This is a genomic window from Enterobacter sp. BNK-34 (genome assembly GCF_048684445.1).
Taxonomy (GTDB): domain Bacteria; phylum Pseudomonadota; class Gammaproteobacteria; order Enterobacterales; family Enterobacteriaceae; genus Enterobacter; species Enterobacter pseudoroggenkampii.
On record NZ_JBLQUA010000001.1, the window covers coordinates 753,129 to 778,848 of the forward strand.

Genomic DNA, 25,720 nt, shown 5'->3' on the forward strand with positions numbered 1-25,720 from the left:
ATTTGTTAAACTTATACTCGTCAGCTGGCACAAGGAGAGAACAATGAGTTTTATTAAAGAATTTCGCGAATTTGCGATGCGCGGGAACGTGGTGGATTTGGCAGTGGGTGTCATTATTGGTGCAGCATTCGGCAAGATTGTTTCATCATTAGTGGCCGACATTATCATGCCACCATTAGGGTTGTTAATCGGGGGCATTGATTTCAAACAATTCGCTTTCACACTGCGTGAAGCGCAGGGTGATGTTCCGGCAGTAGTAATGCACTACGGCGTATTTATTCAGAACGTATTTGATTTTGTGATTGTCGCGTTTGCCATTTTTATGGCTATCAAGCTGATCAACAGGCTCAACCGTAAAAAAGAAGAGCCGGCTGCTGCACCTGCACCAACGAAAGAAGAAGTGCTGCTGAGTGAGATCCGCGATCTGTTAAAAGAACAGAATAACCGCGTTTAATCGAAAGTTTAAAGCAGAAAGGCCAGTGGTAAATAAGCGATTCGCTTGCTTGCCACTGGCCTCCCAGTTACCCCGTTTTTCATGTTTGTCTTTACGCAGATAACTTCCTTTCCCTTTTTTATTCTTCTCAACGCGCTGCCTGAATAACGGGTCGTGAAGTAACGCCTCAATGGCATTGTCCTTAATTTGTCCTTTCGTGTGCTGATAGCGGCTCATAATGTCTCCAGAGCAAGGTTTATGACGACGGGAGTCTAGACCCAGATGAATTAAAAATCAACAGCCCTCGGTTTCTCCACTCGCTCCCTGTTCAAGGGCTTCGAGAATTGAACAGTAAATACTGCTGTGGGCCGTCCCGCAGCAGGCATCATTCAGCCTTTGCAGAGAGCGCTGCATGGTTTGCAGCTCCTGGATGCGTGCTTCAACTTCGTCCAGCCGGGCCTGCACAATGCTTTTAGATTCCTGGCAGGTGTGATGTTCCGGATCGATGCGGATCGATAATAACTCGCGGATCGAATCCAGCGTGAAGCCGAGCTGACGCGCATAACGAATAAATCGCAGGCGCTGAAGATCGTTATCGGTATAAAGTCGAAAGCCTCCTTCAGTACGAACTTCATGATCGATCATCTGCTGCTTTTCGTAATAACGGATGGTATCCGGCGTAACGTTCGCAAGCTTCGCAAGTTCACCAATACGGTACATAACTACTCCTCGTTTATTCTCTGTATCAATCTTTCACCGTATTCACCGCGCAGAAAATCAGTGTTCATCCCAGCCTGGCGCAGCTTGAGTTCAAGCAGGGCGAGACGGCGGCTCAGTTCAGAATGTCGCGGATCGTCCTGACGGATACCGTTGAGAAGATCGGCCAGTTCAACAGCCTCTCTACGCTGTTCGAGCTCCGGAGGGAGACAGCCCGCGTTTTTCAGTAAACGGTATCCAGCTCGCAGTTCAGGCGCAATGTGCGAATCATCGTCAAGCACAAGGGGTTCGCCGCTTCCCGGGAGATCGTCGAATTCACCTTTATTTTGGGCATCGCGAATATGGCGTTCTGCCCACTGGTCGAGCAACCACATTACCAGCTCCAGGGAATGAACAGAATTGATACAGACATTGTAGAGAAGTGGGGATATCGCGGATATAAAAAAACCCGCCGGAGCGGGTTTTTTTACGTTACTACAGATTACTCTGCAGCAGCTTCTGCTTTCTCTGAACGATCAACCAGCTCGATGTAAGCCATCGGCGCGTTGTCGCCTGCACGGAAACCACACTTCAGAATGCGAGTGTAACCACCGGCACGGCTCGCGAAACGCGGGCCCAGTTCGTTAAACAGTTTTGCCACGATCTCGTTATCACGAGTACGGGCGAATGCCAGACGACGATTAGCAACGCTGTCAGTCTTGGCAAGAGTAATCAGCGGCTCAACTACGCGACGCAGCTCTTTCGCTTTAGGCAGGGTCGTCTTGATGATCTCATGACGAACCAGTGAACCTGCCATGTTGCGGAACATAGCCTGGCGATGGCTGCTGTTGCGGTTCAGTTGACGACCACTCTTACGATGGCGCATGACCTTATCCTTCTCAGTAAAACCTTAACCTGTGATCCGGTTACTCGTCAGCAATGCTTGCCGGTGGCCAGTTTTCCAGGCGCATGCCCAGAGACAGACCACGTGAAGCCAGCACGTCTTTAATCTCAGTAAGAGATTTTTTACCCAGGTTCGGCGTTTTCAGCAACTCAACCTCGGTACGCTGTACCAGATCACCGATATAGTGGATAGCTTCTGCCTTGAGGCAGTTAGCAGAGCGGACAGTCAATTCGAGATCGTCAACAGGGCGCAGCAGGATCGGATCGAATTCTGGTTTCTCTTCTTTCACTTCCGGCTGACGTACATCACGTAAGTCAACGAAAGCTTCCAGTTGTTCTGCCAGGATGGTTGCCGCACGACGAATCGCCTCTTCAGGATCGATTGTGCCGTTGGTTTCCATTTCGATGACCAGCTTGTCCAGGTCGGTACGCTGTTCTACACGCGCTGCTTCAACATTGTAGGCAATACGCTCTACAGGGCTATAGCATGCGTCGACCAGCAGACGGCCGATTGGGCGCTCATCTTCTTCCGAATGAATTCGGGCAGAAGCCGGCACATAACCACGACCGCGCTGAACTTTGATACGCATGCTAATAGCTGCGTTCTCATCGGTCAGGTGGCAGATCACGTGCTGCGGCTTGACGATTTCAACATCACCGTCGTGGGTGATGTCGGCTGCAGTCACAGGGCCAATGCCAGATTTATTCAGAGTAAGAATAACTTCATCTTTACCCTGAACTCTCACCGCCAGCCCTTTCAGGTTGAGCAGGATTTCAAGGATATCTTCCTGAACGCCTTCTTTGGTGCTGTACTCATGAAGTACACCATCAATCTCAACCTCGGTCACCGCGCAACCCGGCATCGATGAGAGCAGAATACGGCGCAGTGCGTTACCCAGAGTATGGCCAAAGCCACGCTCTAAAGGCTCAAGGGTCACCTTGGCGTGCGTCGAACTCACTTGCTCGATATCTACCAGGCGCGGTTTTAGAAACTCTGTCACAGAACCCTGCATTGTGTCCTCTCTTTGGTACTAAGCTTTACTTGGAGTAAAGCTCGACGATCAGGTGTTCGTTAATGTCCGCAGACAGATCAGAACGTTCTGGCTGACGCTTGAACGTACCTTCCATCTTGCCAGCATCAACTTCCAGCCAGGTTGGCTTTTCACGCTGCTCAGCCAGCTCCAGAGCGGCCTTCACGCGAGATTGCTTTTTCGCTTTCTCACGAATGCTAACAACGTCATTCGCTTTAACCTGATAAGAAGCGATGTTAACAACACGACCGTTTACCATGATTGCTTTGTGGCTAACCAGCTGACGTGATTCAGCACGAGTAGCGCCGAAGCCCATACGGTATACAACGTTGTCCAGACGACCTTCCAGCAGAGCGAGCAGGTTTTCACCTGTGTTGCCTTTCAGACGTGCTGCTTCTTTATAGTAGTTACGGAACTGACGCTCCAGCACACCGTACATACGGCGAACTTTTTGCTTTTCACGCAACTGCACACCATAGTCAGACAGACGCGGTTTACGCGCACCGTGCTGGCCAGGAGCTTGTTCAATTTTACACTTGGTATCGATCGCGCGAACGCCAGACTTAAGGAATAAGTCGGTGCCCTCACGACGGCTCAGCTTGAGCTTAGGACCCAAATATCTTGCCATTTTCTATCTCCAACTAACCTAAAAAACGGAGCGTTATACGCGACGTTTTTTCGGCGGACGACAACCGTTATGAGGGATCGGAGTCACATCAGTAATATTCGTGATGCGGAAACCAGCGGCGTTCAGAGCGCGAACAGTAGATTCACGACCCGGACCCGGACCTTTAACCATAACTTCCAGATTCTTGATGCCGTATTCTTTTACGGCTTCTGCGCAACGCTCTGCTGCAACCTGAGCTGCGAACGGAGTGGATTTGCGAGAACCACGGAAACCGGAACCACCGGCTGTTGCCCAACCCAATGCGTTACCCTGACGATCAGTAATAGTAACGATGGTGTTGTTGAAAGAAGCATGGATATGAGCCACGCCGTCAGAGACTTGTTTTCTTACACGTTTACGTGCACGAACTGGTGCCTTTGCCATTATTCAATCACCCCGATTATTTCTTGATCGGTTTGCGCGGACCCTTACGGGTACGTGCGTTGGTCTTAGTACGCTGACCGCGCACTGGCAGACCACGACGATGACGCAAACCGCGATAGCAACCAAGATCCATCAGGCGCTTGATGCTCATGCTGATTTCACGGCGCAGATCACCTTCAACGACAAATTTGGCAACTTCGTCACGCAGCGTGTCGATTTGTTCTTCAGACAGCTCACTGATCTTAACATCTTCAGCGATACCCGCTGCAGCCAGAATGGCTTTAGAACGGGTCTTGCCGACGCCGTAGATCGAAGTTAATGCGATCACAGCATGTTTCTGATCAGGAATGTTAATGCCTGCTATACGGGCCACTATGCACTCCTACTATTTAATATGTACGCACCATGCTGAAAAGCCCGTTTTCAGGATACTCAAATGGAAACGTACAGACATACAAAAGATTGGCTGGCTAATCTAGCCAGCTCAACCCAACTTTGCAAGAAAAATATGCGAAATAATCAGCCTTGGCGCTGTTTATGCTTCGGCTCGGCACTGCAAATCACACGGATGACACCATCACGCTTAACGATTTTGCAGTTACGGCATAATTTCTTGACGGAAGCACGAACTTTCATTTTTACTCTCCGTAACTTCTCAGGCGACCATTTAGCGGCCGTAGCCTTTCAGGTTCGCCTTCTTCAATGCAGACTCGTACTGACTGGACATCATCAGAGTTTGCACTTGAGCCATAAAGTCCATAATCACGACAACAACGATAAGCAGTGAGGTCCCACCGAAGTAGAACGGTACTTTCATTGCATCACGCATGAACTCCGGGATCAGGCAGATAAAAGTAATATAAAGCGCACCAACCAAAGTCAGGCGAGTCATTACTTTATCGATATACTTCGCCGTTTGCTCTCCCGGACGAATTCCTGGTACAAATGCACCGGACTTCTTCAGGTTATCTGCTGTTTCACGCGGGTTGAAGACCAACGCCGTGTAGAAGAAACAGAAGAAGATGATCGCAGACGCATAGAGTAACACATAAAGTGGTTGCCCAGGCTGCAAATACAGCGAAATTGTTGTCAGCCAGTTCCAACCAGTACCGCCCCCGAACCATGACGCGATGGTCGCCGGGAACAGAATAATACTGGAAGCGAAGATAGCCGGGATAACCCCCGCCATGTTCACTTTCAGCGGTAAATGTGTGCTCTGTGCAGCATAGACACGACGACCCTGCTGACGTTTAGCGTAGTTCACCACAATGCGGCGTTGACCACGTTCAACGAAGACAACAAAGAACGTCACTGCAAATACTAATACTGCAACCAACAGCAACAGGAGGAAGTGCAGGTCGCCTTGACGCGCTTGCTCAATAGTATGGGCGATGGCTGGCGGGAGGCCCGCAACAATACCGGCGAAGATAATGATTGAGATACCGTTACCGATACCACGCTCAGTAATCTGTTCGCCGAGCCACATCAGGAACATAGTCCCTGTGACCAGACTTACAACAGCGGTGAAGTAGAATGCAAAGCCCGGGTTTAAAACCAGGCCCTGCATACCAGGCATATTCGGCAGACCGGTAGCAATACCGATCGACTGGAATATTGCCAGCACCAGAGTACCGTAACGGGTGTACTGACTAATCTTACGACGTCCAGACTCCCCTTCTTTCTTCAACTCTGCCAGGGCCGGATGAACGACCGTCAGCAGCTGGATAATAATAGATGCCGAAATGTACGGCATAATACCCAATGCGAAGATAGAAGCACGGCTGAGAGCACCACCAGAGAACATGTTGAACATTTCAATGATGGTGCCTCGCTGTTGCTCAAGCAGTTTGGCAAGTACAGCGGCATCGATACCAGGGATCGGAATAAAAGAGCCAATACGGAACACAATCAGCGCGCCGATAACAAACAGCAGTCTGCGTTTCAGCTCGCCAAATCCACCTTTGGCACTTTGAAAATCTAATCCCGGTTGCTTAGCCATCTGCTACTTATTCCTCAATTTTACCGCCAGCAGCTTCGATAGCAGCACGAGCACCTTTAGTAACACGCAGGCCACGAACAGTTACCGGAGTAGAAACTTCACCAGCCAGGATCACTTTCGCGAACTCGATCTGGATACCGATAATGTTTGCTGCTTTCAGCGTGTTCAGGTCTACAACGCCGCCTTCAACTTTCGCCAGGTCAGACAGACGGATTTCCGCTGTGATCGCTGCTTTGCGAGAGGTGAAGCCGAACTTCGGCAGACGACGGTACAGTGGCATCTGGCCACCCTCGAAACCGCGACGTACGCCACCGCCAGAACGAGAGTTCTGACCTTTGTGACCACGACCACCGGTTTTGCCGAGGCCAGAACCGATACCACGACCCAGGCGTTTACCCGCCTTTTTAGAGCCTTCGGCCGGAGACAGAGTATTTAAACGCATCTCTTACTCCTCAACTTTAACCATGAAGTAAACCGCGTTGACCATACCACGAACAGCAGGAGTATCCTCGCGCTCAACGGTATGACCAATACGACGCAGACCCAGGCCAAGCAGCGTTGCCTTGTGTTTCGGCAGACGACCGATTGCACTGCGGGTTTGAGTGATTTTAATAGTCTTTGCCATGGTCAATTACCCCAGAATTTCTTCAACGGATTTACCACGCTTGGCAGCGACCATTTCTGGAGAATTCATATTTTCCAGGCCATCAATAGTTGCACGAACCACGTTGATCGGGTTGGTGGAACCATATGCTTTAGCCAGAACGTTATGAACCCCAGCAACTTCCAGAACGGCGCGCATTGCACCACCGGCGATGATACCGGTACCTTCTGAAGCTGGCTGCATGAATACACGAGAACCCGTGTGAACACCTTTAACTGGGTGCTGCAGGGTGCCGTTGTTCAGCGCGACGTTAATCATGTTGCGACGGGCTTTTTCCATCGCTTTCTGGATCGCTGCTGGAACTTCACGCGCTTTACCGTAACCAAAACCAACGCGACCGTTACCATCGCCTACTACAGTCAGAGCTGTGAAGGAGAAAATACGACCACCTTTAACGGTTTTAGATACGCGGTTTACCGCGATCAGCTTTTCCTGCAGTTCGCCAGCCTGTTTTTCGATGTGAGCCATCTTACACCTCTACCTTAGAACTGAAGGCCAGCTTCACGGGCAGCATCTGCCAGTGCCTGGACACGACCATGATATTGGAACCCGGAACGGTCAAAGGAAACATTGCTGATGCCTTTTTCCAGAGCGCGTTCAGCAACAGCTTTACCTACAGCTGCAGCGGCGTCTTTGTTACCGGTGTACTTCAATTGTTCTGAGATAGCTTTTTCTACAGTAGAAGCAGCTACCAGAACTTCAGAACCGTTCGGTGCAATTACCTGTGCGTAAATATGACGCGGGGTACGATGTACCACCAGGCGAGTTGCACCCAGCTCTTTGAGCTTGCGGCGTGCGCGGGTCGCACGACGGATACGAGCAGATTTCTTATCCATAGTGTTACCTTACTTCTTCTTAGCCTCTTTGGTACGCACGACTTCGTCGGCGTAACGAACACCCTTGCCTTTGTAAGGCTCAGGACGACGGTAGGCGCGCAGATCTGCTGCAACCTGACCGATCAGCTGTTTATCAGCGCCTTTCAGCACGATTTCAGTTTGAGTCGGACATTCTGCAGTGATACCGGCCGGCAGCGGATGCTCAACAGGGTGTGAGAAGCCCAGAGACAGGCCTACTGCATTCCCTTTGATAGCTGCACGATAACCTACACCAACCAGCTGAAGCTTTTTAGTGAAGCCTTCGGTAACACCAACAACCATTGAGTTCAGCAGGGCACGCGCGGTACCAGCCTGAGCCCAACCATCCACGAAACCATCACGTGGACCGAAGGTCAGAGCGTTATCTGCATGTTTAACTTCAACAGCTTTGTTGAGGGTACGAGTCAGCTCGCCGTTTTTACCTTTGATCGTAATAACCTGACCGTCGATTTTTACATCAACGCCGGCAGGAATAACGACCGGTGCTTTAGCAACACGAGACATTCTTTCCTCCGATTAGGCTACGTAGCAGATAATTTCGCCACCAAGACCAGCCTGGCGCGCTGCACGATCAGTCATAACACCTTTAGAGGTAGAAACAACTGCGATACCAAGACCAGCCATAACTTTTGGCAGCTCATCTTTTTTCTTATAGATGCGCAGGCCTGGGCGGCTGACACGCTGAATGCTTTCTACAACAGCTTTACCCTGGAAATACTTGAGAGTAAGTTCCAGTTCCGGCTTGGTGTCGCCTTCAACTTTAAAATCTTCGATAAAACCTTCTTCCTTCAGCACGTTGGCAATTGCCACTTTCAGCTTGGCGGAAGGCATGGTGACCGCAACTTTGTTCGCGGCCTGACCGTTACGGATACGGGTCAGCATATCCGCGATCGGATCTTGCATGCTCATCTGTCTTTACTCCCGTGATTCAATTGGTAATTACCAGCTAGCCTTTTTCAAGCCTGGCACTTCACCGCGCATAGCGGCTTCACGCAGTTTGATACGGCTCAACCCAAACTTGCCCACATAACCATGTGGACGACCTGTTTGACGACAGCGGTTACGCTGACGAGACGGGCTGGAATCACGCGGCAGAGACTGCAGCTTGAGAACCGCATTCCAACGATCTTCGTCGGAAGCGTTCACATCAGAAATGATCGCTTTCAGTTCAGCGCGTTTAGCGAAGAATTTATCAGCTAAAGCTACGCGCTTTACTTCGCGTGCTTTCATTGATTGCTTAGCCATTCAGTAACCCTACCTTACTTGCGGAACGGGAAGTCAAAGGCAGCCAGCAGAGCACGGCCTTCTTCGTCAGATTTCGCAGTAGTGGTAATGGTAATATCCAAACCACGCACGCGGTCGACTTTATCGTAGTCGATTTCTGGGAAGATGATCTGCTCACGGACACCCATGCTGTAGTTACCACGACCGTCGAAAGACTTAGCGGACAAGCCACGGAAGTCACGGATACGTGGAACAGCAATAGTGATCAGGCGCTCAAAGAACTCCCACATGCGTTCGCCACGCAGAGTTACTTTACAGCCGATCGGATAGCCCTGACGGATTTTGAAGCCTGCAACAGATTTGCGTGCTTTGGTGATCAGCGGTTTTTGACCGGAGATTGCTGTCAGGTCAGCTGCTGCGTTATCCAGCAGTTTCTTGTCAGCGATCGCTTCACCAACACCCATGTTCAGGGTGATCTTCTCGACCCGAGGGACTTGCATGACAGAATTGTAGTTAAACTCAGTCATGAGTTTGTTAACTACTTCGTCTTTGTAGTAATCATGCAGTTTCGCCATCGTACTACTCCAAATTACTTGATAGTTTCGCTGTTAGACTTGAAGAAACGGACTTTTTTGCCGTCTTCGAATCTAAAGCCTACACGGTCAGCCTTGCCGGTAGCCGCATTGAAGATTGCAACGTTAGAAACCTGAATAGCAGCTTCTTTTTCAACGATGCCGCCTGGTTGGTTCAGGGCCGGAACCGGCTTCTGATGTTTCTTAACCAGGTTGATACCTTCAACGACAAGTTTGCCGGAAGACAGAACATTTTTTACTTTACCGCGTTTACCTTTATCTTTACCGGTTAACACGATAACTTCGTCATCACGACGGATTTTCGCTGCCATGATTCGCTCCTTAGAGTACTTCTGGTGCCAGAGAGATAATTTTCATGAACTTCTCAGTACGAAGTTCACGAGTTACCGGCCCAAAGATACGCGTGCCGATAGGCTGCTCGCTGTTATTGTTTAAAATAACGCATGCATTACCATCGAAGCGAATGACAGAACCGTCAGGGCGACGAACACCCTTCTTGGTGCGCACCACTACCGCCTTCAGCACATCACCTTTTTTGACCTTACCACGTGGAATTGCTTCCTTGATGGTGATCTTGATGATGTCGCCTACGCCTGCGTAGCGACGGTGCGAGCCACCCAGAACCTTGATACACATTACGCGACGTGCACCGGAGTTGTCGGCGACGTTCAGCATAGTCTGTTCTTGGATCATTTTAGTGCTCCGCTAATGTCAACTACTACCTGAGACTCTAAAATCAGAGCCGTTAAAAAGCCCCATATCGAGGGCGCGGCATTATAACACCGCTTCTGCAATATGGGTAGAAAAAATAAACGGCTCATCGCTGAGCCGTTTATTCGTATTGAGAAGGCGTACTGTATTACAGAACCGCTTTCTCTACAACGCGAACCAGCGTCCAGGACTTAGTCTTGGACAGTGGACGGCATTCACGGATTTCAACCTTGTCGCCGATACCACATTCGTTGTTCTCGTCATGTACGTGCAGTTTGGTCGTACGCTTGATGAATTTACCGTAGATCGGGTGTTTCACAATACGTTCGATAGCTACAACAATGGATTTCTCCATTTTGTCGCTAACAACACGACCTTGCAGAGTACGGATTTTATCGGTCATTACGCACCCGCCTTCTGAGTCAGTAAAGTCTTAACGCGTGCAACATTGCGACGCACTTGCTTCAGCAGGTGAGTCTGTTGCAGCTGGCCACTTGCAGCCTGCATACGCAGGTTGAACTGCTCACGCAGCAGGTTCAGCAGCTCAGCGTTCAGCTCTTCAACGCTTTTTTCACGCAGCTCTTTTGCTTTCATTACATCACCGTCTTAGTTACAAAGGTGGTTTTGATAGGCAGTTTCGCTGCTGCCAGGCCGAAGGCTTCACGGGCCAGCTCTTCCGGAACACCGTCCATTTCATAAAGGACTTTGCCCGGTTGGATCAAGGCAACCCAGTACTCCACGTTACCTTTACCTTTACCCATACGAACTTCCAGCGGCTTCTCGGTGATCGGTTTGTCCGGGAATACACGGATCCAGATCTTACCTTGACGCTTAACTGCACGGGTCATTGCACGACGTGCTGCTTCGATCTGACGTGCAGTCAGACGACCACGGCCAACAGCTTTCAGACCGAAAGTGCCGAAGCTAACATCCGTACCCTGCGCCAGACCACGGTTGCGGCCTTTGTGCACTTTACGGAATTTTGTACGCTTTGGTTGTAACATCAGCGACGCTCCTTATTTACGGCCTTTACGCTGCTGCTTTTTAGGTTGAACAGCCGGTTTTTCCGGTTGTTCAACAGCAGCCATACCACCCAGGATCTCACCTTTGAAGATCCATACCTTAACGCCGATTACACCGTAAGTGGTGTGCGCTTCAGAGGTGTTGTAGTCGATGTCAGCACGCAGAGTGTGCAGCGGTACGCGACCTTCACGGTACCATTCGGTACGTGCGATTTCCGCGCCGCCCAGACGGCCGCTAACTTCAACTTTGATACCTTTAGCGCCCAGACGCATTGCGTTCTGTACAGCACGCTTCATAGCACGACGGAACATAACACGACGTTCCAGCTGAGAAGTGATGCTGTCAGCAACCAATTTAGCGTCCAGTTCAGGCTTACGAACTTCAGCGATATTGATCTGTGCAGGAACGCCAGCGATATCCGCTACGACCTTGCGCAGTTTTTCTACGTCTTCGCCTTTCTTACCGATAACGATGCCAGGGCGAGCAGTGTGAATAGTCACACGGATGCTCTTAGCTGGACGCTCGATAACGATACGAGATACAGACGCTTTAGCCAGTTCCTTAGTCAGGTACTGACGTACTTTAAAATCGCTGTCCAGGTTGTCAGCGAATTCTTTGGTGTTCGCAAACCAGGTAGAGTTCCATGGTTTTACAATACCCAGGCGAATACCATTAGGATGTACTTTCTGACCCATTGCTAGTCTCCAGAGTCTCAGCGATCGGACACAACCACAGTAATGTGGCTGGTGCGCTTCAGGATGCGATCTGCACGACCTTTCGCACGCGGCATAATGCGCTTCATGCTTGGGCCTTCATCTACGAAAATTTTCGCGACTTTCAGATCGTCGATGTCAGCGCCATCGTTGTGTTCAGCGTTAGCAATGGCAGATTCCAGTACTTTCTTGACCAATACCGCAGCTTTCTTGTTGGTATAGGTCAGGATGTCCAGGGCCTGCGACACTTTCTTACCGCGAATCAGGTCAGCAACAAGGCGAACCTTCTGAGCAGAAGAACGAGCATGGCGATGTTGAGCTAAAGTTTCCATCTCTTCCTCCTACCTTATTTCTTCTTCGCTTTTTTATCAGCAGCGTGGCCGCGATAAGTACGAGTCGGTGCGAATTCACCCAGTTTGTGACCAACCATTTCGTCGGTAACAAAGACTGGAACGTGCTGACGACCATTATGGACAGCGATGGTCAAACCGATCATGTTAGGAAAGATCGTTGAACGACGGGACCAAGTGCGCAGGGGCTTCTTGTCTCCGCTTTCCACCGCTTTCTCTACCTTCTTCAGCAAGTGCAGGTCAATAAAAGGACCTTTCTTGAGAGAACGTGGCATGGCTTATCCTCTAAAATTATTTGCTACGGCGACGTACGATAAATTTATCAGTACGCTTGTTGCTGCGGGTCTTCTTACCTTTGGTCTGAACGCCCCACGGAGTTACCGGGTGCTTACCAAAGTTACGACCTTCACCACCACCATGTGGGTGGTCGACTGGGTTCATCGCAGTACCGCGAACGGTAGGACGAACACCACGCCAGCGTGCAGCACCTGCTTTACCCAGAACGCGCAGCATATGCTCAGCATTGCCAACTTCGCCCAGAGTAGCGCGGCAGTCTGCTTCGACTTTACGCATTTCACCAGAACGCAGACGCAGGGTGACATAAGCACCATCACGCGCAACGATCTGAACGTAAGTACCAGCGGAACGTGCCAGCTGACCGCCTTTACCTGGTTTCATTTCTACGTTATGAACGGTAGAACCAACCGGGATATTGCGCATCGGCAGGGTGTTGCCTGCTTTGATTGCAGCATCAACGCCAGACTGAATCTGGTCGCCAGCTTTCAGGCCTTTAGGGGCCAGGATGTAACGGCGTTCGCCGTCTTTGTACAGAACCAGCGCGATGTTCGCGGAACGGTTCGGATCGTACTCAAGACGTTCAACAACTGCTGGGATACCGTCTTTGTTGCGTTTGAAGTCAACAATACGATAAGCCTGCTTGTGGCCACCACCGATGTGACGAGTGGTGATACGGCCATTGTTGTTACGACCACCGGATTTGCTGTTTTTTTCCAGCAACGGAGCAAAAGGTTTGCCCTTGTGCAGCTCAGGGTTAACCACTTTAACTACGTGGCGACGACCCGGAGATGTCGGTTTACATTTAACAACTGCCATTGTATTACTCCTCCGACTTACTCAGCGCCGCCAACGAAGTCCAGATTCTGGCCTTCTTTCAGGGTGACGTAAGCTTTTTTCCAGTCGCTACGACGACCGATACGCTGTCCGTGACGTTTAACTTTCCCTTTAACTACCAGGGTGTTAACGACTTCGACTTCGACTTCAAACAGTTTCTGCACAGCAGCTTTGATCTCTGCTTTGGTCGCGTCTTTAGCAACTTTGAGAACGATGGTGTTTGTTTTTTCCATCGCAGTAGACGCTTTTTCAGAAACGTGCGGTGCGCGAAGCACCTTCAGCAGACGTTCTTCACGAATCATGCCAGCATCTCCTCAACTTGCTTAACAGCATCAGCAGTCATTACGACTTTGTCGAAGGCGATCAGGCTAACCGGGTCGATACCAGTCGCATCGCGTACGTCAACCTTGTGCAGGTTACGTGCGGCCAGGAACAGGTTCTCGTCCAGCTCACCGGTGATGATCAGCACATCTTCCAGAGCCATGTCTTTCAGTTTCTGTGCCAGCAGCTTAGTTTTAGGCGCTTCTACAGAGAACTTCTCGACAACGATCAGACGATCCTGACGTACCAGTTCGGACAGGATGCTTTTCAGCGCGCCGCGGTACATCTTTTTGTTAACTTTTTGACTGTGGTCCTGTGGACGCGCAGCGAAGGTCACGCCACCTGAACGCCAGATCGGGCTCTTGATAGAACCTGAACGCGCACGGCCGGTACCTTTCTGGCGCCATGGCTTTTTGCCAGAACCAGTTACTTCAGCACGAGTCTTCTGAGCACGAGTACCCTGACGAGCACCAGCTGCATAAGCAACAACAACCTGGTGAACCAGCGCTTCGTTGAAATCACGACCGAAGGTAGTTTCGGAAACAGTCAGCGCGCTCTGCGCGTCTTTCAATACTAATTCCATTGCTATCCCCTTACGCCTTCACAGCTGGTTTAACGATCAGGTCGCTACCGGTTGCACCCGGAACTGCACCTTTAACCAGCAGCAGGTTGCGCTCAGCGTCAACACGTACTACGTCCAGGCTCTGAACGGTTACACGTTCGTTACCCAGCTGACCTGCCATTTTCTTGCCTTTGAACACTTTGCCCGGAGTCTGGTTCTGACCGATAGAACCCGGAACGCGGTGAGACAAGGAGTTACCGTGAGTAGCGTCCTGGGTACGGAAGTTCCAGCGCTTAACGGTACCAGCAAAACCTTTACCTTTAGAGGTACCGGTTACGTCAACTTTTTTAACGTCAGCAAACAGCTCAACGCTAATGTCCTGACCTACGGTGAACTCTTCGCCTTCAGCAAGACGGAATTCCCACAGACCACGGCCAGCTTCTACGCCAGCTTTAGCGAAGTGACCCGCTTCTGGTTTGGTTACACGGTTAGCTTTTTTAGCACCAGTGGTAACCTGAATAGCGCGGTAGCCATCGTTAGCCAGATCTTTAACCTGAGTAACGCGGTTTGCTTCAACTTCGATTACGGTTACTGGGATAGAAACGCCATCTTCAGTGAAGATGCGGGTCATACCCACTTTTTTACCGACTAAACCAATCATTGTTTCAACCTCTCAATCGCTCGATGACCTGATTAACCCAGGCTGATCTGCACGTCTACACCGGCAGCCAGATCCAGACGCATCAGAGCATCAACGGTTTTCTCAGTTGGCTCAACGATGTCAACCAGACGCTTGTGAGTGCGGATTTCGTACTGATCACGCGCGTCTTTGTTGACGTGCGGGGAGATCAGAACGGTGAAGCGCTCTTTGCGGGTCGGCAGCGGGATCGGACCACGGACTTGCGCACCAGTGCGCTTAGCAGTCTCGACGATTTCCGCGGTTGATTGATCGATCAGACGATGATCAAACGCTTTAAGGCGGATACGGATTCTTTGGTTCTGCATGAGACCAGAGCTCCAATTATTTTATAAACGAAAATGATTACTCCTCAAACCCATTACGATTGATGGGAGAGTGTAACCGTTCTTACGTAGCTCCCCAATTGGGAGCATTGTTGAGTAACAAAATGAGCTACTCTGGTTCTGATTGAACCCGCCGTCAATTACGACAAGCCCGCGCATTATACGTAAATCTGGGCAAGACGCAAGTGCCGTTTAGAAATTAAGCGCCAAAGGCGCAGGATGCGTAAGAGCGCGCAACATTTCATGCAATGTATTCTGCGTCGATTCTTTGTTTCGAGCCGCTACGCATCTCCGTTTTTTATGCATTGCCGGCCAGGCCGTTTATAACGAGTATGCGCTCAAACCCGTTTGAGGCCTTTTTCATGCTAACTACCCTCCCCTTTCTGCTGATCTATCTTTCACTGACTGCCTTACTGGTACATGCCGATATTCGCTACGGTCTGCTTCCCGATAAATTTCTCTGCCCGCTGCTATGGGCGGGTCTGCTCTTCCAGCTCTGTATCCAACCTGATTTTCTGCCGAGCGCGGTGGCGGGTGCGATGGCTGGATATATTGTCTTTGCCATTATTTACTGGGGCTACTGGTTTATCCGCCGACGTGAAGGTATGGGATATGGCGATGTGAAATACCTGGCGGCGCTTGGTGCATGGCACGGCTGGTGCGTACTGCCTACGCTGGCGTTACTCGCGGCACTGATGGCGCTTCTTTGCATTCTTGTCTTTTCGTTCATTCGCCCTGATAAGAAGGCAATAAAAAACCCGCTGCCTTTTGGGCCATTTCTGGCAGCAGCGGGTTTATGCGTAGGCTGGAAGACGTTGCTTATTCTTCCACTTTAATCTGTGACTGAAGATAGTTTTGCAGGCCAATTTTAGCAATGAGATCCAGCTCTGTTTCCAGCCAGTCAATATGCCCTTCTTCATCGGCCAGGATCTGGATCATCATATCGCGGCTGACGTAGTCATGTACGCTGTCAGCATAGGCAATGGCTTCACGGAGATCTTTAGCGCCTTCAAGTTCCAGCCTGAGGTCAGAACGCAGCATCTCTTCGACATCTTCTCCAATGCCCAGCTTGCCGAGATCCTGCAGGTTTGGAATGCCTTCAAGGAATAAAATACGCTCGATATATTTATCAGCGTGTTTCATCTCATCTATAGATTCATGGTACTCAACGTCGTTTAAACGTTTGAGTCCCCAGTTTTTGAACATTCTCGCGTGAAGAAAATACTGGTTGATTGCGACAAGCTCATTTCCCAATAATTTATTGAGATAACTTATGATTTTAACATCACCTTTCATTATATAGTCCCTCCGCTTCCACTCATTGAAGCGTAGATCGGGCTACAGGGATGTCAAAAAAAAGATGGGCGCTTACGCGATCTCTTTGTATTCCGGGATCTGCATCAGTTCGTCCTGCATGATCTCTCGCGCAGCACGTACACATTTACCGCATTGATTTCCCACCGGAACAAATTTGCGAAGCTGCTGGAATGACTGGGGCTGAAACTGGCGAACGGCCTGACGTATTTTTTTGTCGCTTACACCATTACATAAACAAACGTACATAGAAACTCCCGTTCAAATTATGCGCAAAGTGTAAGTGAGAATGGTTATGATTACAATAGCACAAACGCCAGAATGCGGGGCGGGAGCAGGCAAAAAATGCGAAATTTTGTGACAACGCCTGAGCGGCAGAAAACAAAAAAGGACGCCGAAGCGTCCTTTTTTATTCGGGGATAATTAATTAGCCCAGAACTTTAGCAACAACGCCCGCGCCAACGGTACGGCCGCCTTCACGGATTGCGAAACGCAGACCGTCGTCCATCGCGATTGGGTGGATCAGAGTCACAACCATCTTGATGTTGTCGCCTGGCATTACCATCTCAACGCCTTCTGGCAGTTCGATGGTACCGGTCACGTCAGTAGTACGGAAGTAGAACTGTGGACGGTAGCCTTTGAAGAACGGAGTATGACGGCCGCCTTCGTCTTTGGACAGGATGTACACTTCAGATTCGAACTTGGTGTGTGGCTTGATTGAGCCTGGCTTCGCCAGAACCTGACCACGTTCGATTTCTTCACGTTTGATACCACGCAGCAGAACACCAACGTTCTCACCAGCACGGCCTTCGTCCAGCAGTTTGCGGAACATTTCAACGCCAGTACAGGTAGACTTCGCAGTCTCTTTGATACCAACGATTTCAACTTCTTCGCCAACTTTGATGATACCGCGCTCTACACGACCGGTAACAACGGTACCACGACCGGAGATGGAGAATACGTCTTCGATTGGCAGCAGGAATGGCTTGTCAATCGCACGCTCTGGTTCTGGGATGTAAGAATCCAGGAAGCCAGCCAGTTCGATGATTTTCGCTTCCCACTCAGCTTCGCCTTCCAGCGCTTTCAGAGCAGAACCACGAACGATTGGGGTATCGTCGCCTGGGAAATCGTACTGAGACAGCAGTTCACGAACTTCCATCTCTACCAGTTCCAGCAGCTCTTCGTCATCAACCATGTCGCATTTGTTCAGGAACACGATGATGAAAGGAACGCCTACCTGACGACCCAGCAGGATGTGCTCACGAGTCTGAGGCATTGGGCCGTCAGTCGCAGCAACAACCAGGATCGCGCCGTCCATCTGCGCAGCACCGGTGATCATGTTTTTAACATAGTCGGCGTGGCCTGGGCAGTCTACGTGTGCGTAGTGGCGAGTCGGGGTGTCGTACTCAACGTGAGAGGTGTTGATGGTGATACCACGAGCTTTTTCTTCTGGTGCGTTATCGATCTGGTCGAATGCGCGAGCAGAACCACCGTAGGTTTTTGCCAGAACGGTAGTGATTGCAGCAGTCAGGGTAGTTTTACCATGGTCAACGTGGCCGATAGTACCAACGTTGACGTGCGGTTTTGTACGTTCAAATTTTTCTTTAGACACGGCTATATTCCTTACTATAGTGCTCTCCCCTGTGGAGAGAGCACGGGACTTAGGTTTTAATCCTGTGGATTACTTACCACGGGCTTCAATAACGGCCTGAGCAACGTTGTTAGGCGCATCATCATACTTCAGGAATTCCATGGTGTATGATGCACGACCTTTGGTCAGAGAACGCAGCTGAGTTGCATATCCGAACATTTCAGACAGCGGAACTTCAGCGTGGATCTTAACGCCAGTTACTTCGGATTCCTGACCACGCAGCATACCGCGACGACGGCTCAAGTCACCGATAACGTCACCGGTGTTCTCTTCAGGAGTTTCTACTTCAACCTTCATGATTGGCTCAAGCAGAACTGGTTTTGCTTTCTTAAAGCCTTCTTTAAAGGCAATAGACGCAGCCAGTTTAAACGCCAGTTCAGAGGAGTCAACGTCGTGGTAAGAACCGAAGTGCAGACGAACACCCATGTCAACAACCGGATAGCCAGCCAGAGGGCCCGCTTTCAGCTGTTCCTGGATGCCTTTATCAACGGCTGGGATGTATTCGCCAGGAATTACACCACCTTTGATGTCGTTGATGAACTCGTAACCTTTCGGGTTAGAGCCCGGCTCCAGTGGGTACATGTCGATCACAACGTGACCGTACTGACCGCGACCACCAGACTGCTTAGCGTGTTTACCTTCAATGTCGGTAACTTTCGCGCGAATCGCTTCGCGGTAAGCAACCTGAGGTTTACCCACGTTCGCTTCAACGTTGAATTCACGCTTCATACGGTCAACGATGATGTCCAGGTGCAGTTCACCCATACCAGCGATGATGGTCTGGTTAGATTCTTCATCAGTCCATACGCGGAATGATGGGTCTTCTTTCGCCAGACGGCCCAGAGCCAGACCCATTTTTTCCTGGTCAGCTTTGGTTTTTGGTTCAACTGCGATGGAGATTACCGGCTCTGGGAATTCCATACGCTCCAGAATGATCGGGTGATCCGGGTCACACAGGGTGTCACCAGTGGTCACGTCTTTCAGACCGATAGCTGCAGCGATGTCGCCCGCACGAACTTCTTTGATCTCTTCACGTTTGTTAGCGTGCATCTGTACGATACGGCCAAAACGCTCACGCGCCGCTTTCACGGAGTTCAGGATGGTGTCACCGGAGTTAACCACACCAGAGTAAACGCGGAAGAAGGTCAGGTTACCCACGAATGGGTCGGTAGCAATTTTGAACGCCAGTGCAGAGAATGGCTCTTCGTCGCTTGCGTGACGCTCAGCCGGGGTATCTTTACCGTCGTCCAGGATGCCGTTGATCGCAGGAACGTCAACCGGGGATGGCAGGTAGTCAACTACCGCATCCAGCATCGCCTGAACACCTTTGTTCTTGAACGCAGAACCACAGGTTACCAGGATGATTTCGTTGTTCAGAACGCGCTGACGCAGAGCTTTTTTGATCTCTTCTTCAGTCAGTTCTTCACCACCCAGGTATTTCTCCATCAGCTCTTCAGAAGCTTCAGCAGCGGATTCGATCAGGTTCTGGTGCCATTCGTCAGCCAGGTCCTGCATTGCAGCTGGGATATCTTCGTATTCGAAGGTAACGCCCTGGTCTGCATCGTTCCAGTTGATGGCTTTCATTTTCACCAGGTCGATAACGCCGGTGAAGCCTTCTTCAGCACCAATTGCCAGCTGCAGCGGAACAGGGTTCGCGCCCAGACGGGTTTTGATCTGACCAACAACTTTCAGGAAGTTAGCACCCATACGGTCCATTTTGTTAACGAACGCGATGCGTGGAACTTTATATTTGTTCGCCTGACGCCATACGGTTTCAGACTGTGGCTGAACACCACCAACTGCGCAATAAACCATTACCGCGCCGTCAAGAACACGCATGGAACGTTCTACTTCGATGGTGAAGTCAACGTGCCCTGGGGTGTCGATGATGTTTACGCGATGCGGTTCGTACTGCTTAGCCATACCTGACCAGAATGCAGTAGTCGCTGCGGAGGTGATGGTGATCCCACGCTCCTGCTCCTGTTCCATCCAGTCCATGGTGGCTGCGCCGTCATGAACTTCACCGATTTTGTGGTTTACACCGGTGTAGAACAGAATACGTTCGGTAGTAGTGGTTTTACCGGCGTCGATGTGCGCACTGATACCGATGTTACGGTAGCGTGCGATGGGTGTTGTACGAGCCATTTGATTCCTCGTTTATATCTTTAGGCGTTCAGTTAAGTTACCCAGAGCGGGCGGCTTCTCTGAAGCGCCCGCCTGGTGACTAATACTCCGAAGGGATTACCAACGGTAGTGTGCGAACGCCTTGTTGGCTTCTGCCATACGGTGAACGTCTTCACGTTTCTTAACTGCAGTACCTTTGTTGTCTGCAGCATCAGAAAGTTCGTTCGCCAGACGCAGAGCCATGGATTTATCACCGCGTTTACGAGCAGCTTCAACGATCCAACGCATTGCCAGGGCATTACGACGAACCGGACGAACTTCAACTGGAACCTGATAAGTAGAACCACCAACGCGGCGGGACTTAACTTCTACAGTTGGGCGAACGTTGTCGAGAGCGACTTCGAAAGCTTCCAGTTCATTTTTACCAGAACGCTGAGCCAGGGTCTCAAGCGCGCTGTATACGATTGCTTCTGCAGTAGATTTTTTACCATCTACCATCAGGATATTTACAAATTTTGCCAGCAGTTCTGATCCGAATTTCGGATCTGGAAGAATTTTACGCTGACCAATGACGCGACGACGTGGCATGGGAATACTCCGTTGTTAATTCAGGATTGTCCAAAACTCAAAGAGTTTAGTGTGACATTAAGATAAATCAGTTTGGCCTTACTTAACGGAGAACCATTAAGCCTTAGGACGCTTCACGCCGTACTTGGAGCGAGCCTGCTTACGGTCTTTAACACCTGAGCAGTCCAGCGCACCACGAACGGTGTGGTAACGAACACCCGGAAGGTCTTTAACACGACCGCCACGGATCAGGATCACGGAGTGCTCCTGCAGGTTGTGACCTTCACCACCGATGTAGGAAGTCACTTCGAAACCGTTAGTCAAACGCACACGGCATACTTTACGCAGTGCGGAGTTTGGTTTTTTAGGAGTGGTGGTATATACACGAGTACATACGCCACGTTTCTGCGGGCAGGCTTCCAGCGCAGGCACGTTGCTTTTCGCAACTTTGCGTGCACGTGGTTTGCGTACCAGCTGGTTAACTGTTGCCATTAAATAGCTCCTGGTTTTAGCTTTTGCTTCGTAAACACGTAATAAATCGACCTCATACAATATGAGGACGCGAAATTTTAGGGCTACGTCGAAAAGGTGTCAAGAAATATACAGCGATCTCAGATCACCAGTTCATTTGACTGGCGTGCGTCACAGTAAGATTGACGAAATCAGTATAGCCAACCACGTCAATTTTGGCTGAAATTTGACCAGAAAGACCCCGCGCATCCAGATCGTCTTTCAGCGCAGAGACTGTTATGGGGGCGTTCGTGAGAATTTCAACGAAACGACTGCCTTCCAGTGCGGCAAGCACGCCGTCCTGAATCAGCAGCAGGTCATCACCTTCGCGCAGCATACTCAGTAACGCGTCGATATCACATTGCCACGGTGAATGGCTCAGAGTATGGAGCATGTCGGCCTCAGAAAGTCAGAACGGTGTCGTAGTGGGAAAGGTGTTCGCGCAATGCAGCAGAAGACAGGACGGTCACATCCAGCACGAAAGGCGTCTTATCATCCAAACCGCGAGCGGCCAGCGAATCGGCGCAGACATACAGGGTTTCAATGTCGTACAGCGGCAACACTTTGAAGGTCGCGATGTAATCCCGCGCCAGAATGGCCTGTGGCTGCTGACCCGCCAGAAGCTGAAACACCCCGTCCCCCAAAAAGAAGACGCCGATATCTTCGGTCAGCGCGGACGTCGCAAGTAACGCATCCAGCCCTTCGCGGCCGGAAGCGCTGCCGTGCGGCGCAGACGTAAAAACAAATGCCACGCGCTTCATCAGAATTGCACCACTCTGTCGCAGGTTAATGCCGCCTGTGCCAGTGCACCCAGACCACTCAACGAAAAACCGGGCTGCAGGTTAGAACCCGATAAACCAGAACGCGCGGCTTCGGTTGCATCGGTCACGCCGCGGCGCAGTGCCGCCGCCACGCAGATGTGCAGTTCTACGCCCTGCTTTTCGTTTAATGCCTGCCAGGCGCGCACCAGATCGAACTCATCGCTCGCCGGTGAGGTAAACTGATTCGCGTTATACACCCCTTCCCGATAGAAGAAGACGCTCGCCAGCTCATGTCCAGCCGCCAGTAGCGCATGCGCAAACTGCAGCGCGCTGCTGGCCTGCTGAGTACCGTACGCCGGGCCTGTCACCATTAACGCAAAACGCATTACTTGTCTTGCCCCAGGAAATCGCCGCTTTTGAACTGGCGAATATAGAGGTAGACCGTGTGCTTGGAGATGTTCAGACGATCGGCCACCTGGTTGATGGCGTCTTTAATATCAAAAATCCCTTTTTCATAGAGATTGAGCACGATCTGACGATTCTTGGCGTTGTTCGAGACGTTGCGATCGGCATTCACCTCTTCAATCGTAAACTCAAGCGTCTGCGTCACCAGATCTTCAACGGAGGAGGCAAAGTTAACAGAAGAGCCAACGTCCGGCGTTTCTGGTGGAATAAAGGTGCTCATGATTTGCGAGAATGGCACATCAAGGTTCATGTTGATGCACAGCAGCCCAATAACACGATGCTCGCGGTTTCGAATCGCGATGGTTTCTGATTTCATCAGCACGCCGCTTTTGGCGCGGGTGAAATAGCATTTGGAGACGCTGCTGTCCGCGCCGGTCATGTCATGCAGCATACGCAATGCAAGGTCGGTAATTGGCGAACCAATTTTACGGCCAGTATGCTCACCATTCGCAATGCGGATGGCGGAACACTTCAGATCTTGCAGGGAGTGCAATACGATTTCGCAGTGGGAGCCAATGAGCATCGCTAACCCGTCCACTACCGCTTCATAGGATTTCAGAATATCGAAGTCGGTCTGATCGAAAGGACGTTGATCCAGCAAATCAAGTTCACTGGTTTCGTTGGTTAAAAGCGACCTGGACATGAAAAAAACACTCCTTTTCAGGAGCCTGTCGTTAGGTTTTCAGGGCAGGCTCATTATCTACACGGACAACTAAATTAATACAGCGTGCCTAACGCTTTCCAGTGTTAATTATATCTGCCCCACAATAAAAAACCGCCGCCTTAAAGGCGGCGGTTTTTTTTCAGCATTACTTCTTAGCAGCAGCGGCTTTATCGTCAGCCGGCGCGTCTGCCTTGGCATCCGCTTTCGGTGCCGGTTTGATGTCCAGCAGCTCTACGTCAAAGACCAGCGTAGAGTTGGCAGGGATACCCGGCACGCCGGTTTTGCCATAGGCCAGATCCGGTGGGATAACCATCTTGATCTTGCCGCCTTTCTTGATGTTTTTCAGGCCTTCAGTCCAGCCCGGGATCACACCATCAAGACGGAAGGAGAGCGGCTCACCGCGGGTGTAAGAGTTATCGAACTCTTTACCGTCGATCAGCGTACCTTTGTAGTTCACAACAACGGTGTCGCTGTCTTTAGGCGCATCGCCGGTGCCTTCTTTCTCAACTTTGTACACCAGGCCAGTCGAAGAGGTTTTCACACCCTTCTCTTTAGCAAAGGTGTCGCGGTAGGCTTTGCCTTTCGCTTCGTTGTCTTTAGCGTCCGCGTCCATCTTAGTCTGCGCGGCACCCTTCACGCGCGCTTCAAACGCCTGCAGGGTCTGTTCAATTTCCTGGTCAGACAGCTTGCTCTTATCTGCAAATGCGTCCTGAACGCCCGCGATCAGCTGAGCTTTATCCAGTTTGATGCCCAGTTTCTCTTGTTCTTTCAGAGAGTTTTCCATGTAACGGCCCAGAGATGCGCCCAGTGCGTAGGCAGATTTCTGGTCGTCATTTTTGAACGCCGCTTTGCTGTCTGCAGTGGCAGCAGGCTTCGCAGCAGTATCAGCAGCGAATGACAGCGGCACGTTCAGCGCAACAGCCATCGTCGTCGCCAGCAGCGTTACTTTAAACAGTGATTTCATCCATATCTCCAGGGCCTGGGGACTCTCACCCCAGCGTTAAACGTAAATGAGTTACGTACTATAAAACGTTGCGGAAGAAATCTACAGACAGACACTTCCAATTCTCGCCACTTTTCAGACTATTTTTGTTTAAATAAGTTTCCTGCCAAGGGGATGCGGACTGTACTTAAGGATAAACTCAGTTAAACTGCGCCGCCGCAGGACCAATATGGCGAATCTGAAATAAACGAGGTGAATGATGAAGGATACAGCATTAGAAGCGAGAATGGCTGAGCTGGAAAGCCGCCTGGCTTTTCAGGACATCACCATCGAAGAGCTAAACCAGACCGTGACCGCACATGAGCTCGAAATGGCAAAACTGCGGGATCATATGCGCCTGCTGACGGAAAAGCTGAAGGCCACGCAGCCGTCAAACATTGCCTCTCAGTCAGAAGAGACGCCACCTCCTCATTATTGAGGCGTAAAAAAAGCGGGATTATCCCGCTTTTTTATTTTCCGCATGACGGAATTAGTGGCAACCGCAGCCGCCGTTACCGCAACCACCTTTACCGTGATCGTGGTCGTGACCATGGTCGTGGCCGTGACCACCGCAGCAGCCGTCGTGGCCGTGATCGTGGTCATGGTCGTGACCGTGCGCACCGTGAACGTGGCCATGAGCCAGCTCTTCTTCGGTCGCTTCACGGATCGCAACAACTTCTACGTTGAACTTCAGGTTCTGGCCAGCCAGCATGTGGTTACCGTCAACCACGACGTGGTCATCTTCCACTTCGGTGATTTCAACAGGAACGGGGCCTTGGTCAGTTTCAGCCAGGAAGCGCATGCCAACCTGCAGTTCGTCAACGCCCATGAACACGTCTTTAGGAACGCGCTGAACCAGGTTGTCGTCATACTGACCGTAAGCGTCGTTCGCGCCTACAGCAACGTCAAATTTGTCGCCAACTTCATGACCTTCCAGCGCGTTTTCCAGGCCGGAAATCAGGGAACCGTGACCATGGAGGTAGTCAAGCGGCGCACTCACCGGAGACTCATCAACCAACACACCGTCTTCTGTACGTACCTGATAGGCCAGGCTGACCACCAGGTCTTTTGCTACTTTCATGATATCTCCTGAGCGTGGGAAAATTGCTGGCGCAGATTGTAGCGGAAATCTGCACCTGTGTACCCTTTAGCTTAAAAAAACTCAGGGCATATCGCTAGTCCGGATGAAAAATCCCGATAACTTGCTCTTCTTTGCGAACGTGATCGCGGGCCTCTTTATCGACCTCACGCATCTGGTGACCGCACTTAACACACTCAACAACATCAATATTATTTTCCCGCCACATCGCCAGGGTATCTTGCGCCTGGCAGGTCGGGCATTTTGCTCCCGCGATAAAGCGTTTACGTACAGCCATCTT

Annotated in this window: 47 protein-coding genes; 3 read left to right on the forward strand and 44 right to left on the reverse strand. The window is 50.7% G+C overall.

Annotated features, from left to right (window positions below):
* Positions 1–43 precede the first annotated feature (43 nt).
* On the forward strand, positions 44–454 hold the full coding sequence (gene mscL, locus ACMGG5_RS03835; RefSeq protein WP_023309449.1) for a large-conductance mechanosensitive channel protein MscL: 411 nt from the start codon (positions 44–46) through the stop codon (positions 452–454).
* Here the strand turns inward: mscL and ACMGG5_RS03840 are convergent.
* From ACMGG5_RS03840 to rpsJ, 31 genes are all read right to left on the reverse strand, one after another.
* Positions 428–670: an alternative ribosome-rescue factor A gene (locus tag ACMGG5_RS03840; protein WP_024909662.1), complete on the reverse strand. Its 243-nt coding sequence runs from the start codon at positions 668–670 to the stop codon at positions 428–430. The genes mscL and ACMGG5_RS03840 overlap by 27 nt on opposite strands.
* 57 nt (positions 671–727) lie before the next feature.
* Entirely contained in the window at positions 728–1,153 is a 426-nt protein-coding gene (zntR, locus tag ACMGG5_RS03845; protein ID WP_024909663.1) for a Zn(2+)-responsive transcriptional regulator, read from the reverse strand.
* A 2-nt stretch (positions 1,154–1,155) separates the two neighbouring features.
* Positions 1,156–1,524, reverse strand: a complete 369-nt coding sequence (locus ACMGG5_RS03850) for a DUF1992 domain-containing protein (RefSeq protein ID WP_061716390.1) — start codon at positions 1,522–1,524, stop codon at positions 1,156–1,158.
* A gap of 107 nt (positions 1,525–1,631) precedes the next feature.
* A complete protein-coding gene (gene rplQ / locus ACMGG5_RS03855) occupies positions 1,632–2,015 on the reverse strand; it encodes a 50S ribosomal protein L17 (RefSeq protein WP_001216368.1) in 384 nt (127 codons plus the stop codon).
* A 40-nt stretch (positions 2,016–2,055) separates the two neighbouring features.
* Positions 2,056–3,045, reverse strand: a complete 990-nt coding sequence (locus ACMGG5_RS03860; protein ID WP_002919219.1) for a DNA-directed RNA polymerase subunit alpha — start codon at positions 3,043–3,045, stop codon at positions 2,056–2,058.
* A 25-nt stretch (positions 3,046–3,070) separates the two neighbouring features.
* Positions 3,071–3,691 (reverse strand): 30S ribosomal protein S4, encoded by a 621-nt coding sequence (rpsD, locus tag ACMGG5_RS03865; RefSeq protein WP_004868345.1) that lies wholly within the window; start codon positions 3,689–3,691, stop codon positions 3,071–3,073.
* 33 nt (positions 3,692–3,724) lie between these two features.
* On the reverse strand, positions 3,725–4,114 hold the full coding sequence (gene rpsK, locus ACMGG5_RS03870; protein WP_003863312.1) for a 30S ribosomal protein S11: 390 nt from the start codon (positions 4,112–4,114) through the stop codon (positions 3,725–3,727).
* 16 nt (positions 4,115–4,130) lie between these two features.
* Positions 4,131–4,487 carry a 30S ribosomal protein S13 gene (gene rpsM, locus ACMGG5_RS03875; RefSeq protein WP_003863308.1) on the reverse strand — a complete coding sequence of 119 codons (357 nt, stop codon included), beginning with the start codon at positions 4,485–4,487 and terminating at the stop codon, positions 4,131–4,133.
* 146 nt (positions 4,488–4,633) lie between these two features.
* On the reverse strand, positions 4,634–4,750 hold the full coding sequence (rpmJ, locus tag ACMGG5_RS03880) for a 50S ribosomal protein L36 (RefSeq protein ID WP_000868187.1): 117 nt from the start codon (positions 4,748–4,750) through the stop codon (positions 4,634–4,636).
* 31 nt (positions 4,751–4,781) lie between these two features.
* Positions 4,782–6,113 (reverse strand): preprotein translocase subunit SecY, encoded by a 1,332-nt coding sequence (secY, locus tag ACMGG5_RS03885; protein ID WP_003863305.1) that lies wholly within the window; start codon positions 6,111–6,113, stop codon positions 4,782–4,784.
* 7 nt (positions 6,114–6,120) lie between these two features.
* The gene (gene rplO / locus ACMGG5_RS03890; RefSeq protein WP_003863304.1) at positions 6,121–6,555 is read right to left on the reverse strand and encodes a 50S ribosomal protein L15; all 435 of its coding nucleotides are present in this window, start codon (positions 6,553–6,555) and stop codon (positions 6,121–6,123) included.
* A gap of 3 nt (positions 6,556–6,558) precedes the next feature.
* Entirely contained in the window at positions 6,559–6,738 is a 180-nt protein-coding gene (gene rpmD / locus ACMGG5_RS03895) for a 50S ribosomal protein L30 (RefSeq protein WP_003863301.1), read from the reverse strand.
* A 6-nt stretch (positions 6,739–6,744) separates the two neighbouring features.
* On the reverse strand, positions 6,745–7,245 hold the full coding sequence (gene rpsE, locus ACMGG5_RS03900) for a 30S ribosomal protein S5 (RefSeq protein ID WP_003863299.1): 501 nt from the start codon (positions 7,243–7,245) through the stop codon (positions 6,745–6,747).
* A 14-nt stretch (positions 7,246–7,259) separates the two neighbouring features.
* Positions 7,260–7,613: a 50S ribosomal protein L18 gene (gene rplR, locus ACMGG5_RS03905; RefSeq protein WP_003863297.1), complete on the reverse strand. Its 354-nt coding sequence runs from the start codon at positions 7,611–7,613 to the stop codon at positions 7,260–7,262.
* 9 nt (positions 7,614–7,622) lie between these two features.
* A complete protein-coding gene (rplF, locus tag ACMGG5_RS03910) occupies positions 7,623–8,156 on the reverse strand; it encodes a 50S ribosomal protein L6 (RefSeq protein ID WP_003863296.1) in 534 nt (177 codons plus the stop codon).
* Between the two features lie 12 nt (positions 8,157–8,168).
* On the reverse strand, positions 8,169–8,561 hold the full coding sequence (gene rpsH, locus ACMGG5_RS03915; protein WP_006178918.1) for a 30S ribosomal protein S8: 393 nt from the start codon (positions 8,559–8,561) through the stop codon (positions 8,169–8,171).
* A 30-nt stretch (positions 8,562–8,591) separates the two neighbouring features.
* Entirely contained in the window at positions 8,592–8,897 is a 306-nt protein-coding gene (gene rpsN, locus ACMGG5_RS03920; protein WP_003863291.1) for a 30S ribosomal protein S14, read from the reverse strand.
* Positions 8,898–8,911: 14 nt separating this feature from the next.
* Complete coding sequence (gene rplE, locus ACMGG5_RS03925) at positions 8,912–9,451, reverse strand: 50S ribosomal protein L5 (RefSeq protein ID WP_001096206.1); 540 nt, start codon at positions 9,449–9,451, stop codon at positions 8,912–8,914.
* Positions 9,452–9,465: 14 nt separating this feature from the next.
* Complete coding sequence (gene rplX / locus ACMGG5_RS03930; protein ID WP_003863287.1) at positions 9,466–9,780, reverse strand: 50S ribosomal protein L24; 315 nt, start codon at positions 9,778–9,780, stop codon at positions 9,466–9,468.
* Between the two features lie 10 nt (positions 9,781–9,790).
* Complete coding sequence (gene rplN / locus ACMGG5_RS03935) at positions 9,791–10,162, reverse strand: 50S ribosomal protein L14 (protein WP_002919748.1); 372 nt, start codon at positions 10,160–10,162, stop codon at positions 9,791–9,793.
* 166 nt (positions 10,163–10,328) lie between these two features.
* The gene (gene rpsQ / locus ACMGG5_RS03940) at positions 10,329–10,583 is read right to left on the reverse strand and encodes a 30S ribosomal protein S17 (RefSeq protein ID WP_008503489.1); all 255 of its coding nucleotides are present in this window, start codon (positions 10,581–10,583) and stop codon (positions 10,329–10,331) included.
* A complete protein-coding gene (gene rpmC, locus ACMGG5_RS03945) occupies positions 10,583–10,774 on the reverse strand; it encodes a 50S ribosomal protein L29 (RefSeq protein ID WP_003863282.1) in 192 nt (63 codons plus the stop codon). Before rpmC ends, rpsQ begins: the two co-directional genes overlap by 1 nt.
* On the reverse strand, positions 10,774–11,184 hold the full coding sequence (gene rplP / locus ACMGG5_RS03950; RefSeq protein WP_002919759.1) for a 50S ribosomal protein L16: 411 nt from the start codon (positions 11,182–11,184) through the stop codon (positions 10,774–10,776). Before rplP ends, rpmC begins: the two co-directional genes overlap by 1 nt.
* A 12-nt stretch (positions 11,185–11,196) precedes the next feature.
* A complete protein-coding gene (gene rpsC, locus ACMGG5_RS03955; protein WP_079791342.1) occupies positions 11,197–11,898 on the reverse strand; it encodes a 30S ribosomal protein S3 in 702 nt (233 codons plus the stop codon).
* Between the two features lie 17 nt (positions 11,899–11,915).
* Positions 11,916–12,248 carry a 50S ribosomal protein L22 gene (gene rplV, locus ACMGG5_RS03960; RefSeq protein ID WP_002919773.1) on the reverse strand — a complete coding sequence of 111 codons (333 nt, stop codon included), beginning with the start codon at positions 12,246–12,248 and terminating at the stop codon, positions 11,916–11,918.
* Positions 12,249–12,262: 14 nt separating this feature from the next.
* A complete protein-coding gene (gene rpsS / locus ACMGG5_RS03965) occupies positions 12,263–12,541 on the reverse strand; it encodes a 30S ribosomal protein S19 (RefSeq protein ID WP_001138117.1) in 279 nt (92 codons plus the stop codon).
* A 16-nt stretch (positions 12,542–12,557) separates the two neighbouring features.
* Positions 12,558–13,379: a 50S ribosomal protein L2 gene (gene rplB / locus ACMGG5_RS03970; RefSeq protein WP_000301859.1), complete on the reverse strand. Its 822-nt coding sequence runs from the start codon at positions 13,377–13,379 to the stop codon at positions 12,558–12,560.
* 17 nt (positions 13,380–13,396) lie between these two features.
* Positions 13,397–13,699: a 50S ribosomal protein L23 gene (gene rplW / locus ACMGG5_RS03975; protein ID WP_000617546.1), complete on the reverse strand. Its 303-nt coding sequence runs from the start codon at positions 13,697–13,699 to the stop codon at positions 13,397–13,399.
* On the reverse strand, positions 13,696–14,301 hold the full coding sequence (gene rplD, locus ACMGG5_RS03980) for a 50S ribosomal protein L4 (RefSeq protein ID WP_000424395.1): 606 nt from the start codon (positions 14,299–14,301) through the stop codon (positions 13,696–13,698). The genes rplW and rplD overlap by 4 nt, the downstream gene beginning before the upstream one ends.
* A gap of 10 nt (positions 14,302–14,311) precedes the next feature.
* The gene (rplC, locus tag ACMGG5_RS03985) at positions 14,312–14,941 is read right to left on the reverse strand and encodes a 50S ribosomal protein L3 (RefSeq protein WP_003863274.1); all 630 of its coding nucleotides are present in this window, start codon (positions 14,939–14,941) and stop codon (positions 14,312–14,314) included.
* 32 nt (positions 14,942–14,973) lie between these two features.
* On the reverse strand, positions 14,974–15,285 hold the full coding sequence (rpsJ, locus tag ACMGG5_RS03990; protein ID WP_001181005.1) for a 30S ribosomal protein S10: 312 nt from the start codon (positions 15,283–15,285) through the stop codon (positions 14,974–14,976).
* A gap of 380 nt (positions 15,286–15,665) precedes the next feature.
* Between rpsJ and ACMGG5_RS03995 the strand changes: the two genes are divergently transcribed.
* Complete coding sequence (locus tag ACMGG5_RS03995; protein WP_420277534.1) at positions 15,666–16,139, forward strand: prepilin peptidase; 474 nt, start codon at positions 15,666–15,668, stop codon at positions 16,137–16,139.
* On the opposite strand, the gene bfr is transcribed toward ACMGG5_RS03995, so the two are convergent.
* The 11 genes from bfr to fkpA all read right to left on the reverse strand — a co-directional run bounded on the left by bfr (position 16,123) and on the right by fkpA (position 24,323).
* Entirely contained in the window at positions 16,123–16,599 is a 477-nt protein-coding gene (bfr, locus tag ACMGG5_RS04000) for a bacterioferritin (protein ID WP_008503492.1), read from the reverse strand. The genes ACMGG5_RS03995 and bfr overlap by 17 nt on opposite strands.
* A gap of 72 nt (positions 16,600–16,671) precedes the next feature.
* Entirely contained in the window at positions 16,672–16,866 is a 195-nt protein-coding gene (bfd, locus tag ACMGG5_RS04005; protein WP_008503493.1) for a bacterioferritin-associated ferredoxin, read from the reverse strand.
* A gap of 178 nt (positions 16,867–17,044) precedes the next feature.
* Complete coding sequence (tuf, locus tag ACMGG5_RS04010; protein ID WP_014068448.1) at positions 17,045–18,229, reverse strand: elongation factor Tu; 1,185 nt, start codon at positions 18,227–18,229, stop codon at positions 17,045–17,047.
* Positions 18,230–18,298: 69 nt separating this feature from the next.
* On the reverse strand, positions 18,299–20,413 hold the full coding sequence (gene fusA, locus ACMGG5_RS04015) for an elongation factor G (protein WP_008503004.1): 2,115 nt from the start codon (positions 20,411–20,413) through the stop codon (positions 18,299–18,301).
* 96 nt (positions 20,414–20,509) lie between these two features.
* Entirely contained in the window at positions 20,510–20,980 is a 471-nt protein-coding gene (rpsG, locus tag ACMGG5_RS04020) for a 30S ribosomal protein S7 (protein ID WP_004106370.1), read from the reverse strand.
* A 96-nt stretch (positions 20,981–21,076) separates the two neighbouring features.
* Positions 21,077–21,451, reverse strand: coding sequence for a 30S ribosomal protein S12 (gene rpsL, locus ACMGG5_RS04025; RefSeq protein ID WP_000246815.1), 375 nt, complete (start codon positions 21,449–21,451; stop codon positions 21,077–21,079).
* A 124-nt stretch (positions 21,452–21,575) separates the two neighbouring features.
* On the reverse strand, positions 21,576–21,863 hold the full coding sequence (tusB, locus tag ACMGG5_RS04030) for a sulfurtransferase complex subunit TusB (RefSeq protein WP_024907951.1): 288 nt from the start codon (positions 21,861–21,863) through the stop codon (positions 21,576–21,578).
* Between the two features lie 7 nt (positions 21,864–21,870).
* Complete coding sequence (tusC, locus tag ACMGG5_RS04035; RefSeq protein ID WP_148768916.1) at positions 21,871–22,230, reverse strand: sulfurtransferase complex subunit TusC; 360 nt, start codon at positions 22,228–22,230, stop codon at positions 21,871–21,873.
* Positions 22,230–22,616 carry a sulfurtransferase complex subunit TusD gene (gene tusD, locus ACMGG5_RS04040; RefSeq protein ID WP_048992404.1) on the reverse strand — a complete coding sequence of 129 codons (387 nt, stop codon included), beginning with the start codon at positions 22,614–22,616 and terminating at the stop codon, positions 22,230–22,232. The genes tusC and tusD overlap by 1 nt, the downstream gene beginning before the upstream one ends.
* Positions 22,616–23,338, reverse strand: a complete 723-nt coding sequence (locus ACMGG5_RS04045) for a helix-turn-helix transcriptional regulator (RefSeq protein ID WP_003861697.1) — start codon at positions 23,336–23,338, stop codon at positions 22,616–22,618. Before ACMGG5_RS04045 ends, tusD begins: the two co-directional genes overlap by 1 nt.
* A 166-nt stretch (positions 23,339–23,504) precedes the next feature.
* Positions 23,505–24,323: an FKBP-type peptidyl-prolyl cis-trans isomerase gene (gene fkpA, locus ACMGG5_RS04050; RefSeq protein WP_420277535.1), complete on the reverse strand. Its 819-nt coding sequence runs from the start codon at positions 24,321–24,323 to the stop codon at positions 23,505–23,507.
* A 238-nt stretch (positions 24,324–24,561) separates the two neighbouring features.
* Here fkpA and ACMGG5_RS04055 point away from each other — a divergent pair, with 238 nt between their 5' ends.
* Positions 24,562–24,780, forward strand: coding sequence for a protein SlyX (locus ACMGG5_RS04055; RefSeq protein ID WP_024907948.1), 219 nt, complete (start codon positions 24,562–24,564; stop codon positions 24,778–24,780).
* A gap of 51 nt (positions 24,781–24,831) precedes the next feature.
* Here the strand turns inward: ACMGG5_RS04055 and slyD are convergent, their stop codons facing one another.
* Positions 24,832–25,422: a peptidylprolyl isomerase gene (gene slyD / locus ACMGG5_RS04060; RefSeq protein ID WP_024907947.1), complete on the reverse strand. Its 591-nt coding sequence runs from the start codon at positions 25,420–25,422 to the stop codon at positions 24,832–24,834.
* A 94-nt stretch (positions 25,423–25,516) separates the two neighbouring features.
* Positions 25,517–25,717: a YheV family putative zinc ribbon protein gene (locus ACMGG5_RS04065; protein ID WP_029741376.1), complete on the reverse strand. Its 201-nt coding sequence runs from the start codon at positions 25,715–25,717 to the stop codon at positions 25,517–25,519.
* Positions 25,718–25,720 lie beyond the last annotated feature (3 nt).